This is a genomic window from Dendronalium sp. ChiSLP03b (assembly GCF_034531165.2).
Lineage (GTDB): Bacteria > Cyanobacteriota > Cyanobacteriia > Cyanobacteriales > Nostocaceae > Dendronalium > Dendronalium minutum.
This window is the reverse complement of the sequence record NZ_JAVRBR020000158.1, coordinates 45,129-61,354: the sequence shown is the minus strand read 5'-3', so window position 1 is coordinate 61,354 and position 16,226 is coordinate 45,129. Positions and strand designations below refer to the sequence as shown.

Annotated in this window: 15 protein-coding genes; 6 read left to right on the top strand and 9 right to left on the bottom strand. The window is 41.7% G+C overall.

Annotation, left to right across the window (positions count from 1 at the left end; translation table 11 throughout):
- Positions 1–600 precede the first annotated feature (600 nt).
- The 5 genes from RMY31_RS37010 to RMY31_RS36990 form a co-directional block, all read right to left on the bottom strand.
- Entirely contained in the window at positions 601–1,035 is a 435-nt protein-coding gene (locus tag RMY31_RS37010) for a hypothetical protein (RefSeq protein WP_322657380.1), read from the bottom strand.
- Between the two features lie 169 nt (positions 1,036–1,204).
- The gene (locus RMY31_RS37005; RefSeq protein ID WP_322657379.1) at positions 1,205–1,450 is read right to left on the bottom strand and encodes a DUF2891 family protein; all 246 of its coding nucleotides are present in this window, start codon (positions 1,448–1,450) and stop codon (positions 1,205–1,207) included.
- A gap of 94 nt (positions 1,451–1,544) precedes the next feature.
- Positions 1,545–2,015, bottom strand: coding sequence for a MarR family transcriptional regulator (locus tag RMY31_RS37000; protein ID WP_322657378.1), 471 nt, complete (start codon positions 2,013–2,015; stop codon positions 1,545–1,547).
- 463 nt (positions 2,016–2,478) lie between these two features.
- Positions 2,479–2,922, bottom strand: a complete 444-nt coding sequence (locus RMY31_RS36995; protein ID WP_322657377.1) for a hypothetical protein — start codon at positions 2,920–2,922, stop codon at positions 2,479–2,481.
- Positions 2,923–3,166: 244 nt separating this feature from the next.
- The gene (locus tag RMY31_RS36990) at positions 3,167–5,722 is read right to left on the bottom strand and encodes a penicillin acylase family protein (RefSeq protein ID WP_322657376.1); all 2,556 of its coding nucleotides are present in this window, start codon (positions 5,720–5,722) and stop codon (positions 3,167–3,169) included.
- Between the two features lie 539 nt (positions 5,723–6,261).
- Here RMY31_RS36990 and RMY31_RS36985 point away from each other — a divergent pair.
- Positions 6,262–9,384, top strand: a complete 3,123-nt coding sequence (locus RMY31_RS36985) for a plasmid replication protein, CyRepA1 family (RefSeq protein WP_322657375.1) — start codon at positions 6,262–6,264, stop codon at positions 9,382–9,384.
- A gap of 227 nt (positions 9,385–9,611) precedes the next feature.
- Here RMY31_RS36985 and RMY31_RS36980 read toward each other — a convergent pair whose 3' ends face one another.
- Both RMY31_RS36980 and RMY31_RS36975 read right to left on the bottom strand, forming a co-directional pair.
- On the bottom strand, positions 9,612–9,908 hold the full coding sequence (locus RMY31_RS36980) for a hypothetical protein (protein WP_322657374.1): 297 nt from the start codon (positions 9,906–9,908) through the stop codon (positions 9,612–9,614).
- The gene (locus RMY31_RS36975) at positions 9,905–10,087 is read right to left on the bottom strand and encodes a hypothetical protein (RefSeq protein WP_322657372.1); all 183 of its coding nucleotides are present in this window, start codon (positions 10,085–10,087) and stop codon (positions 9,905–9,907) included. The genes RMY31_RS36980 and RMY31_RS36975 overlap by 4 nt, the downstream gene beginning before the upstream one ends.
- A gap of 95 nt (positions 10,088–10,182) precedes the next feature.
- Between RMY31_RS36975 and RMY31_RS36970 the strand changes: the two genes are divergently transcribed.
- Complete coding sequence (locus RMY31_RS36970; protein WP_322657371.1) at positions 10,183–11,157, top strand: D-glycerate dehydrogenase; 975 nt, start codon at positions 10,183–10,185, stop codon at positions 11,155–11,157.
- 8 nt (positions 11,158–11,165) lie between these two features.
- On the opposite strand, the gene dusB is transcribed toward RMY31_RS36970, so the two are convergent.
- Positions 11,166–12,218, bottom strand: a complete 1,053-nt coding sequence (dusB, locus tag RMY31_RS36965; RefSeq protein ID WP_322657370.1) for a tRNA dihydrouridine synthase DusB — start codon at positions 12,216–12,218, stop codon at positions 11,166–11,168.
- 44 nt (positions 12,219–12,262) lie between these two features.
- Positions 12,263–12,721 (bottom strand): ester cyclase, encoded by a 459-nt coding sequence (locus tag RMY31_RS36960; protein WP_409879838.1) that lies wholly within the window; start codon positions 12,719–12,721, stop codon positions 12,263–12,265.
- A 459-nt stretch (positions 12,722–13,180) separates the two neighbouring features.
- Between RMY31_RS36960 and RMY31_RS36955 the strand changes: the two genes are divergently transcribed.
- The 4 genes from RMY31_RS36955 (at position 13,181) to RMY31_RS36940 (ending at position 16,209) form a co-directional block, all read left to right on the top strand.
- Positions 13,181–13,333 carry a hypothetical protein gene (locus RMY31_RS36955; protein ID WP_322657367.1) on the top strand — a complete coding sequence of 51 codons (153 nt, stop codon included), beginning with the start codon at positions 13,181–13,183 and terminating at the stop codon, positions 13,331–13,333.
- 22 nt (positions 13,334–13,355) lie between these two features.
- On the top strand, positions 13,356–15,266 hold the full coding sequence (dnaK, locus tag RMY31_RS36950) for a molecular chaperone DnaK (protein ID WP_322657366.1): 1,911 nt from the start codon (positions 13,356–13,358) through the stop codon (positions 15,264–15,266).
- Positions 15,267–15,431: 165 nt separating this feature from the next.
- On the top strand, positions 15,432–16,079 hold the full coding sequence (locus RMY31_RS36945; RefSeq protein WP_322657365.1) for an acetoacetate decarboxylase family protein: 648 nt from the start codon (positions 15,432–15,434) through the stop codon (positions 16,077–16,079).
- Positions 16,060–16,209 carry a hypothetical protein gene (locus RMY31_RS36940; protein WP_322657364.1) on the top strand — a complete coding sequence of 50 codons (150 nt, stop codon included), beginning with the start codon at positions 16,060–16,062 and terminating at the stop codon, positions 16,207–16,209. Before RMY31_RS36945 ends, RMY31_RS36940 begins: the two co-directional genes overlap by 20 nt.
- The last annotated feature ends 17 nt before the right edge of the window (positions 16,210–16,226 follow it).

The window sequence follows — 16,226 nt, the reverse complement described above, 5'->3', positions numbered from 1 at the left end:
AATTGGACATTGCAGGAGTTATTTGTATTGTATTTTATATTATTTCCGATAATTTTTAACTTTGTGTACAAATTTACACTGTAATATTTCACAATATACCATCTAACACCCACACGGTCAGGATATTGTATTAATACATCTCAGAGGACATCTGAGATATCAAAATTTACGCCAATTGACGAAGTAAGATGCCTAAGTTAGAAAAATGTTTTTAAATATAAGCCAGGATAGCGGCATACTGACTTCTGCTAAATAAATGTTTACGTTAAGTTCGTGATTTCAAGAGTTTTGAGGTTATTAGATGGGATTGGAAGAAATTGTCACACAAAATTGCATTTTTGTATGTGCTCAAGAAGAATCACCTACTCAGCAGGCGATCGATACTTTACTTATACAAAATTTTAAACACCTCTACTTTATAAATCCACCATCCAAAATCTCAAATTACCTCCTTAAAATTACAACAGCTTGAGAACAAATCATCCTTATCAATTGAGCAGGTTATGCAGCCACCCGAAATTTTTGGGGCATGATCTCTATTTGATCCTGAATGTCTCTCCTTTTTCTACTCCTTGAATTTGTCCTTACTTCACAAAATTTCTACAACCACTGCCCACCTCGGAAACGCCAACGTAGGAAAATAATTCGCATGAGACTTTGTGACACAATAAAAACTGCTAGCCAAACAATACTGTAGTGGAATAAAAAAACTCCTAGCGGCAGTTCCTCTTTAGGTAGAGGTATTGGTAAGAAGCCAAAAAGTTTTATTCCACAGAAGACAAATACTAATTCCCAAATACCAGCTAAAAGTTGATAAGCTGCGGGCCAATCTCTATCCCAACGGAATTTTTGTATATAGTCATAAAGCACATCCCAACCCAGACCAAAAATGGCGACGTAGCCGAGTATCCAAAAATAGACAGAGTTGGCACCAGGGCCAATTAAGCCTATTGCAAAGGGCAAGGATACTAATACACCCACAGTGGCAAATAGTAATAATCGAGTTTGCCAGCGACCAAGTAAAGTTGGAGTCATAAGGTTGAGTGCTGAATCAAGAATAATGGAAAGATAGATATTTTTAGAAATAGTTGTAAATTAGGTTTTATTTTCATTCACATTGAAAATTTTAGCAAGACTGAAACAAAGTAAAAAACTATGTTCAAACTCCAACAATTTGTTCGAGTGCGTGAACTTCTACAATCAACTACCCACACAGCCCACGAGTAGTCAGAAGATAAACTGCAAAAGTCTCCAACCAATGACTACTAGAATAATGGTCATTTGCAACATTTATCAACCCACTTTGACAATGTAAAGTAGCAGTAGAATGGAGCGCACCAAGTCGGGAATCGTCAGCAGGTAATCCAGAAATGATGCCCTCTAGCATCCAAGCACGACTGAGATTCAGACCTCGAAAATGCGATCGCAGCATTGATATTGCTGACTTCAAGCTTCATAATTCTTCAGCATTAGTATTGTTTGAGGCAATTTATTCTTTAAACCTCAGAGTAGCAAAGGAATCGTGTGGTGTAACCTCAGTGTTTTTAGGAGTTGAATTCCGTTTGCTCGAAGACATTTTTTAATAGAGCTAAACCTTCTTCAATGTGAGAAAGTTCTTCATCTGTCATATCCTTGAGCATGTCAGCGATATGAGCGCGCGTATAAGCTTGGGATTGCTGAAGATGATACTTACCTTCCTCGGTGAGATTGAGGACTATCCGCCGTCGTTCTTGAGGATGGTGATAGCGTTCTACTAAGTTGCGTTGTACTAGCCGTTCTATTGTCGCTGATGCCGTAGCAGAGGTAACACCGAGATGCTCTGCCAAGCCAGATAATGAAGCACCAGGATTGCGGTTAATAAATGCTAGCGATCGCAACTGAGGTATAGAAAGAAAAGCAGCATTATGAGCACGCATCTGGGATCGGATAAACCGCATTACTAATGGAACTGTCTCCATGACTCTAACGGCACATTCTTCGGAAGTTCCACCTTGAGAAGGTTTATCCAAGTTCATTGATAGTTATTCTCCTGATTACATTGCCACCCATAGATCGAGTCACCCATAGATGAGGGTCAAGCCTATTAATGCTAGCAAGAGAATTGTACAATCCAGACCAAAGCCATAGATATGACAGAGTGAAGAGGGGTTGAGATATCGGAGAATGAAGCTTTTACAGTAGAAAAAGATAGGTCAAGCATTGTCAACAAGACCAATAAGACTAAAAACACTGCCAGAATTCTAGCAAAACAGCTTTCAAAAGCTACTTCATAAAACCGTCACGATTGAAAAACTGGTAACAGTATTTCCACCTACAAAAATTTGAAAGGAAAATTTTTCATAAAAATAAATCAAATATAGCAGTTTGCAATTGAGTGTAATAAATCAAGACGATCGAATCGCTAAAGCGATGACTACTAACTTGTATTTCAGCCAAATTTAACCGCTATATTTGGTATGAAGCTCGGCGCGAAATTGATTATTTGCCAGAGCAATAGGTATTAATTTCCTGAACTATTGCAGTTTCTTGACTAGTACTCTTTTTCAGGGATGCTAAATAGCCATTAGCGGCTTTGAAATTCTTTTTATCCAAAGCACCTGCGGCATCACGCAATCCTTTGCTGGTGTCCTGATAGAGTGTGAGAAAACGTCCCTGAAAGCCTTGTAGTTTTTCATCTTTAACTTCTACCGCTTTCATGTCATTGGCAACTTGGTCTATCTTACCAGCAACTTCAGTTAAGGATTTAGAACCTTGTTGAGGCTTGGGATTTTTGCCAAATTCTTGACCTATCGTAGCTGCTTGATTCGCAATCTTTACTATTTTGTTACATTGAGAAACCTTACTTTCTCCACAACCCGTAACTAGTAATGCGATCGCAGCAGTTGTTGAAAGCATCACAGTTTTTTGAAAGACGTGTTGCATCTGTTTTATTATCTCCCACTATATTCTTAGAAAACTGGGCAGAAGAAATAGGTGCTTGGCAAAAATACCTTTTGAAGTAAAAAGTTATAACTTTCCCGCAAGAGTCTTTATTTTTGCTGCTAAATTTCTGTCAGCCCTGATACGTTATACTTCATACTCCTGCTAATTGGTATGAAATTATACTAAGTTAATAAAAATTAAAATTATAGATTGGTGTCCGTCCTGGAGCGATCGCGATAATATATCAATCTGCTGATTTGGGAATCAATCTCAATGTTGCAGCATTATTGCCTACCATCGTCTTTTGTTGCCACATTGGGTGATATTCAATCTTGCGCCAAGAGTCAACCATATCTGTGTAATGTTGATGGAAAGCATGTCCTGATTGTCCAGGCGCATGAATAGCTAGTGAGTTATCTAGATTTCCCAAATCTACTATCATTCGCATAGCAGGAATATCAGTCACTTCAAAAGAAGATTTGTTTGCTCTCCAGCGGTTAGCATTCACGGTTTCGCCATTGCCAGCAGTAGCAAAAGCACCACGATTAAACAAAGCTTCAATTGGTGCAACTCCAGATTTACCCAAGGTGGCATTACGAAAAGTGATTGTATGCAGCTTTCCCCAGTTCCAGTTTTTCGGGTCTTTGCTTTGAATTCGTTCTAGTTCCTCCACAGCTTTGCTGAAAGCTTGCTGTAAGATTTGGTCGCGGTTTTCAACTTTTGGTGTTTGATGATTATCCCACCAGAAACTATTTGGCTGTTTGAGGAGATTTTGCACTACAGCGTACCAGCGATCGCCGCCATCGGGAAAGTACTCACCAGGCAATTGGTCGTGAAAGGTATCTGCAAGCAAGTGTTTCCAAAATACTTCAAACAAAGCAGCCACAGGGGATGTCATTTCTAATTGCAAATTCCAATCTAGCAGTAGTTTTCGAGCTGCTTCCAAGCGGGGATTATTCAGAGAAATAGCTTTTAGCAGTGGTACAAGGATCTGTGCATTCAAATTGCGGTTGTCACCTTGCATCTGCTGCACATCCTTAAGGGAAATCGGTTCGGTTTGCTGTGCAATCATCTCCACAATGCGCTGTGCCCGGTAGCCATAAACCCAGTCTGTAGTGATTAGATAAGGATAATCTTTAGCTACCAAATTGTTGGCAGTCACAATATAACCTTGGGGCGGATTAAAACTTTTGGGCAACTGCTCAAAGTCAATATAGCCTTGCCACTCGTATTCATCTATCCAGCCAGGAACAGGATAGCGCCCATTCCCTTTTGTCCGAATGGGCAATTTCCCAGGCATTTGATAGCCGATGTTGCCTTCTATGTCAGCATAGACCAAGTTTTGGGCAGCAATATCAAAGTTGCTAGCAGCAGTGCGGAACTCCTGCCAGTTTTGAGCGCGATTCATCTGGAGAATTGAATAGGCTAGTTTTGAAGGTTCTAAGGCTGTCCAGCGTAAGGCAACGGCATAGTTTTGTGGTATTTCAACTTTTTGATTTTGGTTAAATTGCTGCAAATTTGGTGAAACATCCGAGAGAATTGGGCCATGTCGGGTGTAACGTACTGTTTGCACAATCGGCTGACTGCCTGCAATTTGAATTGTCTCTGGCACAACTTGCATATTTACCCATTTGCCATTGACTTCGTATTGATTGGGATTTTTTGGGTTGATTTTCTCAATATATAAATCCATCACATCGGATTGTATATTAGTCACACCCCAGGCAAGGCGATCGCTATTGCCAATAATCACTCCTAGCATTCCCGCAAAGGAAAAGCCAGTAACGTTGTAAGGACATTCTGCACTCTTGAGCGTACAGTGCAAACCAACCTCGTACCAGATAGAGGGTAATTGCACTGCTAGGTGAGGGTCATTTGCCAAGATAGGCTTGCCCGTTTCTGTGCGCTGACCTGATATCACCCAGTTGTTCGAGCCAACATTCACTCCTGTAGAACCGATGAGTTGTTCCAAAGCCATCATTGGCTTGGTAATTGACTCTAAAGCAGGGGTGATTACTTCATCTACTTCCTGAATATCAGATGCAATCAATGGTGGCTGTTCAAGATCGTCCTCCTGCCCTGTTTTCTCTTTTGGAAACTCAGGTAAAATCACTGGCAGGTCTTGAGGATAAAGCGGGAACAGTTCCTCTACTTGAGCAGGAGTGAGAGTTTTGAGCAGGATAGTACGTTCAATTTCGCGATCTAAATTTCTCCCCAAGTCATAAGCCATCACCTTGCCCCAAGTTACTGAGTGTAGCGGTTGCCAAGGTTCTGGTTTGTATCCAGAATTGAGTAATTGCAGCACAGCATATTCTAGACTGAGGGCGCTTCCTTGACGTTCTGCCAAATAAGCATTCACACCATCCGCGTAGGCTTGCAAGTTGGCTTTCATTTCTGCATCCATTTGTAGGATTTCTTGCTGCGCCACTCTTGCCCAACCCATTGTTCGCAGATATTTGTCAGTATCTATCTGAGAAGAACCAAACATTTCTGCCAGTCGCCCAGAACCGATGTGTCGCCAAAAATCCATTTGCCAGAAACGGTCTTGGGCATGAATATAACCCTGTGCCATGAATAAATCGTGGGAGTTAGTGGCGTAAATGTCGGGAATTCCCCATTTATCCCGCTGGACTGTAACTTCAGCCTTAATTCCAGGCAGTTGAATTGCCCCAGTTTCTACAGGAAAGGAACGCCTGATAGTGTAAGTGGCAAATCCGACAAGCGACAGTCCCAGCACTAGCAGCATAACTACGGTGATTTTGAATCCCTTACGCAACCAACGTTTCTTGGAGCTTTTCATGTGCGGGTGTCGTAGTGTAGTGAGTAGAATCACGCGACATTATACTGCTTGAAGTACACAGTCTCAGTTTAGGCAGTATTAAATTTATCCAACCTTGTCAGTAGTTCAAAAATATTTTTTCAACCATAAAGGCACTAAGACGAAGTTGCATTGGTAGCTAGTCCACACTCCCTTTTTATAACTAGCCAGATGACTTCTGTTACTATTGTTACAATTTCTCAAATACTTATGTATAAACGTAAGCTACTGTTTGTCTACTCATCCTAACAAAGCCTGATTGTTAAATTTCCGCAGATGTGTTAATCAGTCTACTTAGAAAATTTACTGATAAATAAAAATTTACAGTAATTAAATATCACAGTACAAGGTTATTACTTCATCAACACAGTTATACAAAACAACTCCCTTTACCATTCACCGATGTATCTCCTGGAACGAAGTAAAAAAAGTAACAGTAAACCCTCATAATATCTTCTATAACAAAAGAGTAAATGCATGGTAAATTTTAAATCCATCGTATTCCGTTCGCGGTTCGCCCCATGCATCTGCACTATTTACAGCCCCAACATCTTGAGGAATTAGTCAAGAGCAGTGGTATCAATTTAAACTTGGTGCAGCTTAATTTTAAGTCTCTCCAAGATACAACCGCTTATGAGTATTTATTAATTTCTGAGCATCTCCCTCGCACCAACACTGGCATGGTTAAAAGTGGTTGGTTACAGCGTTACACCCATGTTGCGGCAGGCGGTTGGTGGTGTTCTGGACTAGATCCTCTAAAGAATTGGCAATTCATGGAATGGGGGTGTTTTAAGCCAAACCAACCCCGAATGAACGATAAAGGCAAGTCCATTAAGTACGAACATCCCCCCAGTACGCCAACACGGGTGTTTTGTCTGCGGGTGACACTACAAATCTGGCAGCAAGTCTCCCAGCGTTATAATCTGGCAATGCCCAGCGATATCAGCATTGACTCTAATGGCGAAGCTGTGGGTTTTTGGCAATGGGTGATGGAACATAACATCCCGGTAATTATCTGCGAGGGAGTCAAGAAAGCAGCGGCATTATTATCACAAGGATATGCTGCGATCGCAATTCCTGGAATTACCAGCGGTTATCGGGTTGTCAAAGATAAATTTGGCAAAGTTACTAGTCGCCAACTTATTCCTGACTTAGCGGTATTTGCGATTACAAAACGTACCTTTTATATTTGTTTTGACTTTGAAACTCAACCAAAAAAAATTGCCGCGATAAATAATGCTATTTCTCAACTTGGTTGTTTGTTCCAAGCTAAAAAATGTCCTGTGAAAGTTATCGAACTTCCAGGAATAGAAAAAGGTGTTGATGAATTTATTGTTGCCAAAGGTGCAAACACTTTTGAAAAGATTTATCGCCAAAGCGTTGATTTAGAAATTTATCTTGCCCAAATCAAACTCCATACCGAGTTAACCATTCCGGCTGCACTTACTCTTAACCGTCCCTATTTAGAGGCAATATCTTTCCCTACTTCTGGACTAGTGGGAGTCAAATCAGCAAAAGGAACAGGTAAAACCACAGGATTGCAAGCCCTTGTTAATCAAGCAAAAAGTATTAATCGACCCATCTTATTAATTACTCATAGAATCCAATTAGGAAAGTTTTTGTGTGAAAAAATTGGTATTCAATGGGGAATAGGACATGGACAATCGGACATAGAAGAATCTGAATACCCAATTAGGAATTATTCATTACCAATTAGCAAATCTTTTGGGTTGTGTATTGATTCTCTTTGGAGAATTAACCCTGAAGATTGGCAAGGTGCGGTAGTAATTTTAGATGAAGTAGAGCAATCGTTGTGGCATTTACTCAATAGTAATACTTGTAAACATAAACGTGTTAGAATTTTAAAATTATTTCAGCAACTAATTTCTACAGTTTTGCGAACTGGAGGATTAGTAATTGCCCAAGATGCTGATTTATCAGATGTATCTTTAGAATATTTGCAGGGATTAGCAGGAATTAAAATAACGCCTTGGGTGGTTGTGAATCAATGGAAACCACAGCGAGGTTGGGATGTGACTTTTTATGATTCCCCTAACCCAACACCGCTAATTCATCAACTGGAGGTAGATTTACTTGCTGGGCGTAAATGTTATGTTACGACCGATAGTCGCTCTGGACGTTACAGTTGCGAAACCATCGAACGTTACCTCAAAGCACGTTTAGAAAAGTTACGGCAGCGATTTCCTAAAACCCTAGTAGTTAGCAGTCATACGACAAACACACCAGGTCATGCAGCAGCTGATTTTGTAGCAGCTATCAATCAAAAAATTACTGAATACAATACAGTTTTTGTCACTCCTAGCCTTGGTACAGGTATTAGTATCGATGTCCAGCATTTTGACCGTGTTTATGGCATTTTTCAAGGAGTGATTCCTGACTCAGAAGCACGACAAGCATTAGCCAGAGTACGGGATGATGTGCCGCGAATTGTCTGGTGTGCGAAGCGAGGAATTGGCTTAATTGGCAGTGGTAGTACAAATTATCGCTTACTGTCTGACTGGTATCAGGAAAATCAAAAAGAAAACCTAGCTTTGCTTAGCCCATTGCATAAAATAGATGTAGATTTGCCGTTAGTATATGACCCTATTCATTTGCGTACCTGGGCAAAGTTGTCTGCAAGGGTAAACGCTTCTATTCGTCTTTACCGCCAATCAATGCAAGATGGTTTAGTTGAAGATGGTCATCAAATTTGGATACGGAGTAATGCTGTTCATAATAATATTATTCGAGACTTAAGACTCGCCTTTTTAGCAACTGAACCTAGTGATGTAGAAACTCGTAAAAGGTTGATTTTAGAAATTGTCAAAGTACAAAAAGATTGGGTAGATAAACGACAAAAAGCTAAAGAAATTAAACGTCACATTAAAGAAATTAAACAGCAAAATCAATTAGTTACTGCAAATACCGTAGCTAATGCTAGGGATATTGATTACGTAGAATACGAGCAGTTATTAGCCAAACATTCTCTAACTGATGAGGAACGCAACCAAATTCATAAATACATTCTCAGGCAAAGGTATGGTATTGCAGTCACTCCTCTACTAAAATTGCAAGATGAGAAAGGCTATTATTCTCAATTGTTAATTCACTATTATCTAACCCACGAAAGTGAGTATTTTCACTTCAGGGATCGGCAAGAATGGCATCAGCAATTGTCTTGGGGTGAGGGAAAAGTTTTTCTACCCGATTTAAAAACATACACCTTCAAAGTTGAAGCGATGAGAGCTTTAGGAATGCTACAATTTCTAGAAATAGAAAGAAAATTACTTGAAAATGATACCGATCTAATATTGCTGAAAGAATTGGTGTTTCAGCATGATAAACAAATTAAAAGAGTACTGGATATTGATTTAGTGAGGGGAAAAGAAAGTGTTTCGCCAATCAAAATACTCAGCCGCCTATTAAATCTGTTGGGTTTAAAGCTAAAACGAGAAAATCAGGTTTATCAAATCGATCCAGAGACATTTTATGATGGCAGAGAAAAAATATTTGCAGTTTGGCATCAACGCGATGAGTTAATGTTGGCTAATGTTAAGAGTGTTGGTTGTGAGATAACTGATTATTCCTCAATCAAGAAATTTGAAACTACACAAATCAAGCCAGCTTTCGCTAGCTATATATAGTCAATGTTGTCAGTTGTGAGTCAGTGTGGTCTTGGGTCGGCAGTGCGGTGGACGGGTTACCCGGCATAAAGCACCTGCCGTGGTTTCCCCCATGAACAACTGACGTTAGCGTTAGCGAAGCGGGGCGCTCTTAGCGCACAGCGCTAGCGACGCATGAGCGTCACCTGAAGGGTCAGTTGTTAATACTCTCTCCTCCTCCCCACTTGCTATTTTCAAGACGTTCAATATCAGGTTGTGCTTGCGAAATTGGTGTTTTGAGTGAATTTTGCAGAATTATTTTCTGGCTGTGAATATATTGTAAATAACTGAGTCAAAGCTTCTTCTCCATCAATTTCTCCATTACTCACAAATCGTTCTACTTCTACCGAACCATCCTCAAAAAATTCCACTTCCCATCTCTCCCCAGGAACCACCAAATTCACCATCACGGCTTCATCCCGATGATGGGCTAGGCTGTAACTAATTCGTTCTTGTTCTAATTGATTTAAAAATCTAACTAATTTACCAAATCCATTACTTTTCATTTGTCAAATCTTTTATCGCTTAACAACTTGCGAATAACTTTAAAGCCTGGTTGATTTGCTTCTGCTCCCGCTTCAATTTCTTCCCAAAGCATTTCACCAAACTCATCCCAACTAGGAGATTCTTCAGGAAGTGGAGCCTGTTTAATACTTCCTTTTTTGGACTTGAGGATGTCAGACACCTTTTGCCCAGCAAATTTATGTAAGATTTCTTAATGTTCCTTTGGTTTACTTGCTGTTTTACCCTACACCCTAGAATAAATCAAAAAACTCAACCATGCCGGAAGCTCAAGTTTTTCTCACTCGTCACCTTCCCGTCGGATTAGAGCAACTGCAACAGGTTGCGAATGTCGAAGTTTGGACAGAGCGCCAACCACCTCCCTATGATGTTTTGTTGAAAAAAGTTAAAGCTATAGATGGATTGCTATGCTTGCTGACTGACCGAATTGATGAACAACTGATGGCAGCAGGAAATCTCAAAGTCATCAGCCAAGTTGCAGTAGGTTACGACAATATAGATGTCGCAGCAGCTACTGCAAGACGGATTCCGGTTGGGCATACTCCTGATGTGTTGACAGATGCTACTGCGGACTTCACTTGGGCATTACTGATGGCAGCAGCACGGCGAGTAGTGGAGGCGGATCGTTTTACTCGTAAAGGTTTGTGGCGAACTTGGGAACCGGATTTGCTACTGGGGCCTAACATCACAGGTGCTACCTTGGGAATTGTCGGTTTTGGTCGCATTGGTCAAGCAGTTGCCCGTCGCGCAAAAGGTTTTGATATGCGAATTCTGTATGCGAGTACATACCAATGGGAACCGGAATTAGAAAACTCCTTGGGTGTGGAGTTTGTACCATTGGAACAATTACTCCAAGAGTCGGACTTTGTAACGCTTCATACCCCTGGAGGTGATGACACTTATCATCTTTTTAGCGATCGCCAGTTCGATTTGATGAAGCCAGAAGCCATCCTAATTAATACGGCACGGGGAACTGTTGTAGACACAGATTCCTTATATCGAGCGCTTGCAAATGGTAAAATTGCGGCAGCTGCGGTGGACGTGACCGAACCAGAACCAATTCCTAATGATAGCCCGTTGCTGACTCTGGATAATTTAATTATTACGCCCCACATTGGTAGTGCCAGCCGTCAGACACGCTCAAAGATGGCAAAGATGGCGATCGCAAACTTGATTGCTGGACTTAGAGGCGATCGTCTGCCTTATTGTGTCAACCCAGAAATCTATCAGTAACAAATGTATCACGCAACTTGAAAATTAGTTGCTTCTTCTACTGGTTCATAACCATGAGTTAACTGTTCAATTGCCTTGTCAATCAAATCCAAACCTTGCTGGACTGTTTCAATGACACTTAATTGTCCGCGCAAATCGGCAGCACCAACAAAACCTTTAGCATACCAAGTCATGTGCTTGCGGGCTTGACGCACACCGCGATCGCCTTTATATTCCCACAAAGCTTGTAAATGGTCTCTGGCACATTCCAAGCGCTGAATTGGCGTTGGTGGTGGTAAAATTTCCCCGGTTTTTAGGAAGCGATCGATTTCTCCCACCAAAAAGGGATAACCCAAAGTTCCACGGGAACACATTACCCCGTCAGCATTAGTTTGCTCTAGACATTTCACCGCCGCTTCAACCGAGAATATATCGCCATTGCCAATCACCGGGATAGAAAGCACTTCCTTCACACGAGCAATCCATTCCCAGCGGGCATTGCCATTGTACCCTTGGGCGCGGGTGCGTCCGTGTACTGTAATCATTTTTGCCCCAGCATCCTCCATCCGCTTGGCAAAGTCGAGAATCGTGATTTCTTTGTCATTCCAGCCAATGCGGGTTTTAACTGTCACTGGTACATCAACAGCTTTCACCACTTCCCGCACAATTGCTTCAGCCACTTCTGGTTGTCGCAATAATGAAGAACCACCGCCATTTTTGGTAATTTTATTTACCGGACACCCCATATTGATATCAACAGTATCAGCACCTTCAGCCACTGCCTTGACTGCTGCTTCAGCCAAAAAATCTGGACGACAGTCAAACAGCTGAATGCTGATTGGTCTTTCGTTGGGGTCTACCTCCATAATTTTGGGTAGCTGCTTGACGTAGTGCAACCCCGTAGCATTAACCATTTCCGTATACATCATCGAATCTGGTGCATAGCGACGTACTAAGCGGCGAAACACCATATCTGTCACCCCAGATAAAGGCGATTGAAGAACTCGGCTTTTAACTTCAAAAGAGCCGATTTTTAGGGGTTGGGAGAGTCTAACTTTAAGAGTAGGTGACAGAGTAACCATAATAAAATTATTAAACTTAATAACAATAATGATATTTATTTAGCTTAATATGCTTGTCTATTGAATTTATGTGTAATGGAAGCGATCGCAAAATATAATTTTCGTGTAATCAGACCTGGCCCTGGTAGTAGAACTATTCCAACTTGTTGCATCAAGCTTAGTAAGTCACTTTGTCCCCAGTGTTCCACGAGTTTACCATCTACGATGCGATCGATATGAAAGAATGGAATCGTGACTCGCTTGCCTGTGGGAGGAATGCCCTGTAGTTCTCCGTGATGAGTGCCACTGAATGTTCCCCGTGTTACGACTTTATCTGTTTCGGCGATCGTGTCTTCAAAGGTATGAATCCCATCAGGGAAGGCACAGCGGAATACCATGAGTACGTTTTGCACGAAGGTGTCACGATTAAGTGGCTCGGTAGCACCAGGTATATGAGCGATAAAATTCGAGGCGAGAAATTCCTGCGCTAGCTCTAAATTACCTTGGTCAAAGGACTTATACATTTGAAGCACGATGGATTTGTTTTGTTCAGCTAACATGCCCATACAAAGCATAAACAATTAAAAATGAAAAATAAGAAAATGCGATCGCAGCAGGCATAACTACTGAATTTAATGCGAATTAAACTACAGACCTCATCAACATGGAGCTAGCATTTTCTAAATACAATTTTATTACATGAATAATACAAAATGCTCTGTTGATAAATATCTGTGGTTTAACTGAGATTTCACGGAATTATTAGAGCGATCGCTGCTTTTGATGCCTGTCTGGCCTCAGTAACTCTATGATTTATTACTCCTAAAGACGGCAAACACCACTTTGATGATACGGTTCACCCTAATTACTCATGGTATTAATTCTCATAAATTAGACAGAGTGAAAGCAAATCAATCCATGAACCAACTAAACGCAATCTTTAAGATTAACCGTCCCATCAAGGGTTCGGGAAACCACCCTTCATGGACTGGCTATATAAGCTCAGTATATATATCAGCATAACCTGGAGTCTCAACCCCAGCAAAGCCGAAGAAAAGGTTATTGATGCTGAAATGACTGCTTTCTTCAATCGGTTGGTTCAAGATTTAGTTCTTTATATTCCCATTCATTTGTAGTTATACGGAGCCAGCACCTAAAATGGCAAAAGTAGTTGGAATTGACTTAGGTACGACTAACTCCTGCGTAGCAGTGATGGAAGGTGGTAAACCCACGGTTATTGCTAACGCAGAAGGTTTTCGGACAACACCGTCAGTGGTTGCATTTGCGAAAAACGGCGATCGCTTAGTTGGTCAAATCGCCAAGCGCCAAGCGGTGATGAACCCGGAAAATACCTTTTACTCCGTCAAACGCTTTATCGGACGACGCTTCGATGAAGTCACTAAGGAAACCACCGAAGTTTCTTACAAAGTGTTGAGCAGCGGCGGTAATGTCAAGCTGGATTCTCCAGGCGCAGGTAAGCAATTTGCTCCAGAAGAAATTTCTGCCCAAGTTCTCCGCAAACTAGTAGAAGATGCTAGTAAATACCTTGGTGAAACCGTAACCCAAGCTGTAATCACTGTTCCGGCATACTTCAACGACTCGCAGCGGCAAGCCACCAAAGATGCTGGCAAAATTGCCGGGATTGAAGTTCTGCGGATTATTAACGAGCCTACCGCTGCTTCTCTGGCATATGGCTTTGATAGGAAGAGCAACGAAACCATTCTTGTATTTGACTTAGGTGGTGGTACTTTCGACGTATCCATCCTAGAAGTCGGTGATGGCGTATTTGAAGTGTTAGCTACTTCTGGTGATACCCACCTTGGTGGTGATGACTTCGATAAGAAAATCGTTGACTACTTAGCTGAACAATTCAGAAAAGACGAAGGCATCGATTTACGGAAAGATAAGCAAGCTTTGCAACGTCTGACGGAAGCCGCAGAAAAAGCGAAAATTGAGCTTTCTAGCGTCACCCAAGCGGAAATTAACCTGCCATTTATCACCGCTACCCAAGACGGGCCAAAGCACCTGGATACAACCTTAACTCGTGCCAAGTTTGAAGAACTCTGCTCTGACTTAATTGACCGTTCTCGTATTCCTGTTGAGAATGCGCTACGAGATGCCAAGTTGAGCAAAAGTGACATTGACGAGGTAGTATTAGTTGGTGGTTCTACCCGTATTCCCGCTGTACAACAGTTAGTGAAGCAGTTATTGGGTAGAGATCCTAACCAAAGCGTCAACCCTGATGAAGTTGTGGCAGTCGGTGCAGCTATTCAAGCAGGGGTACTGAACAATGAAGTGTCCGGTATCTTGCTGTTAGACGTAACACCACTGTCATTGGGTGTAGAAACTTTGGGCGGTGTGATGACCAAGATTATCCCCCGCAACACGACAATTCCTACCAAGAAGTCGGAAGTCTTCTCTACCGCTGTGGATGGACAAACCAACGTAGAAATTCACGTCCTCCAAGGCGAACGGGAATTTGCCAACGATAACAAGAGTTTGGGAACCTTCCGCCTCGATGGCATTCCTCCAGCACCACGCGGTGTACCCCAAATCGAAGTTGTATTCGACATTGATGCCAACGGTATCCTGAATGTCACCGCTAAGGATAAAGGTACTGGTAAAGAACAGTCCATCAGCATTACTGGTGCTTCCACCCTAGATAAAACTGATGTTGATCGGATGGTCAGAGAAGCCGAACAAAATGCTTCTACTGACAAAGATCGCCGCGAGAAAATTGAACGTAAAAACCAAGCTGACTCTTTGGCATACCAAGCCGAGAAGCAACTTCAAGAATTGGGCGATAAAGTTCCCGAAGCTGACAAAACCAAAGTTGAAGGTTTGGTGAAAGAACTGCGCGAAGCGGTTGCTAAAGAAGATGACGAGCAAATTAAAAAGCTGACTCCAGAACTGCAACAAGCACTGTTCGCTGTTGGTAGCAACATCTATCAACAAGCTGGTGGCGACGCTGCTGCTGGCCCTGGCCCTCAAGATAGCGGTTCTTCTACCTCCTCTGGTAGCGGTGATGATGTGATTGACGCAGATTTCACTGAGAGTGACAACAAATAATTCCTCCAATAGTGTAGGGAAGACGACAACTTCCCTACTCAATATTTCCCATCCAAGCATTTGCCTGGGTGGGGATTTTTTTTTAAGGAGTTAGGAGTTATTTTAATTCGTAATTCGTAATTAAGAGATGTCAGATTCCTGTAGCTTTTAACTCTCAATTTTTTTATGTCATATCCACCAGCACCTTGGAAACTTCAAGGCTACGCTATCCAAACTCTGCATTTGGTCGATATTGAGCGATCGCGCCATCTTATCCCTGCTGAGTTCAAGATTATCCCTGTATGGCCCGGTAAAACCCTTGGAAGCGTTTATTTATCCTGTTACGGTTCAGGCTCAATACTGGAGTACAGTGAATTAATTGTTGCGCCTGCTGTCGTGAATTATCGAGGTAAAATAGGCGCTTGGGTTTCCCACATTTATGTAGATAATGCTGATTCAGTGGCTGGTGGTCAAGAAATTTGGGGACTACCCAAGGAACTAGCAGAATTTACTTGGGAACAAGAAAAGCGTGTCACTGTGCGTCGGGGAAACCAACTGCTGTGTAGCTTAAATTACAATCAACAAAATTTTGCGTGGCGACAACGGTTCAGCGCGTCTAGTTTCAGTGCAAAGAGTGCTGATTTGCTGATGTTTCCTTTTGAATGTGAATCTCTGTTGGGTTTGATTGGTTCTCAGTTGGAAGTCTTTGCCGAAAGTCCTTTTTCTGAGATAGGTTTAGGTCAGCCAACTTTAACTGTGCGTTATGAGCAAATGGGGTTAAAGGTTGATGCACCGCAAGTCGTAGGACACACAGGTGTGGTTAGTTATCAGTAAAATTGGTGGGATGGCGATCGCCACTTTTGCTCACAAGCATAATACATTAACTGCGATCGCAGTTCATATCGAGATTGATAACTTCATGCCAGCAGATTGGTTGATTCAACTATGGGCAGAAAACTGTTAATACGATAATTTATAGCG

What these genes read in the sequence shown, in the direction of transcription:
- RMY31_RS37010 (WP_322657380.1), bottom strand. Translation starts at nt 1,035, where the DNA reads ATGACTCCAACTTTACTTGGTCGCTGGCAAACTCGATTATTACTATTT.
- RMY31_RS37000 (WP_322657378.1), bottom strand. Translation starts at nt 2,015, where the DNA reads ATGAACTTGGATAAACCTTCTCAAGGTGGAACTTCCGAAGAATGTGCC.
- RMY31_RS36995 (WP_322657377.1), bottom strand. Translation starts at nt 2,922, where the DNA reads ATGCAACACGTCTTTCAAAAAACTGTGATGCTTTCAACAACTGCTGCG.
- RMY31_RS36990 (WP_322657376.1), bottom strand. Translation starts at nt 5,722, where the DNA reads ATGAAAAGCTCCAAGAAACGTTGGTTGCGTAAGGGATTCAAAATCACC.
- RMY31_RS36985 (WP_322657375.1), top strand. Translation starts at nt 6,262, where the DNA reads ATGCATCTGCACTATTTACAGCCCCAACATCTTGAGGAATTAGTCAAG.
- RMY31_RS36980 (WP_322657374.1), bottom strand. Translation starts at nt 9,908, where the DNA reads ATGAAAAGTAATGGATTTGGTAAATTAGTTAGATTTTTAAATCAATTA.
- RMY31_RS36970 (WP_322657371.1), top strand. Translation starts at nt 10,183, where the DNA reads ATGCCGGAAGCTCAAGTTTTTCTCACTCGTCACCTTCCCGTCGGATTA.
- dusB (WP_322657370.1), bottom strand. Translation starts at nt 12,218, where the DNA reads ATGGTTACTCTGTCACCTACTCTTAAAGTTAGACTCTCCCAACCCCTA.
- RMY31_RS36960 (WP_409879838.1), bottom strand. Translation starts at nt 12,721, where the DNA reads ATGTATAAGTCCTTTGACCAAGGTAATTTAGAGCTAGCGCAGGAATTT.
- RMY31_RS36955 (WP_322657367.1), top strand. Translation starts at nt 13,181, where the DNA reads ATGGACTGGCTATATAAGCTCAGTATATATATCAGCATAACCTGGAGT.
- dnaK (WP_322657366.1), top strand. Translation starts at nt 13,356, where the DNA reads ATGGCAAAAGTAGTTGGAATTGACTTAGGTACGACTAACTCCTGCGTA.
- RMY31_RS36945 (WP_322657365.1), top strand. Translation starts at nt 15,432, where the DNA reads ATGTCATATCCACCAGCACCTTGGAAACTTCAAGGCTACGCTATCCAA.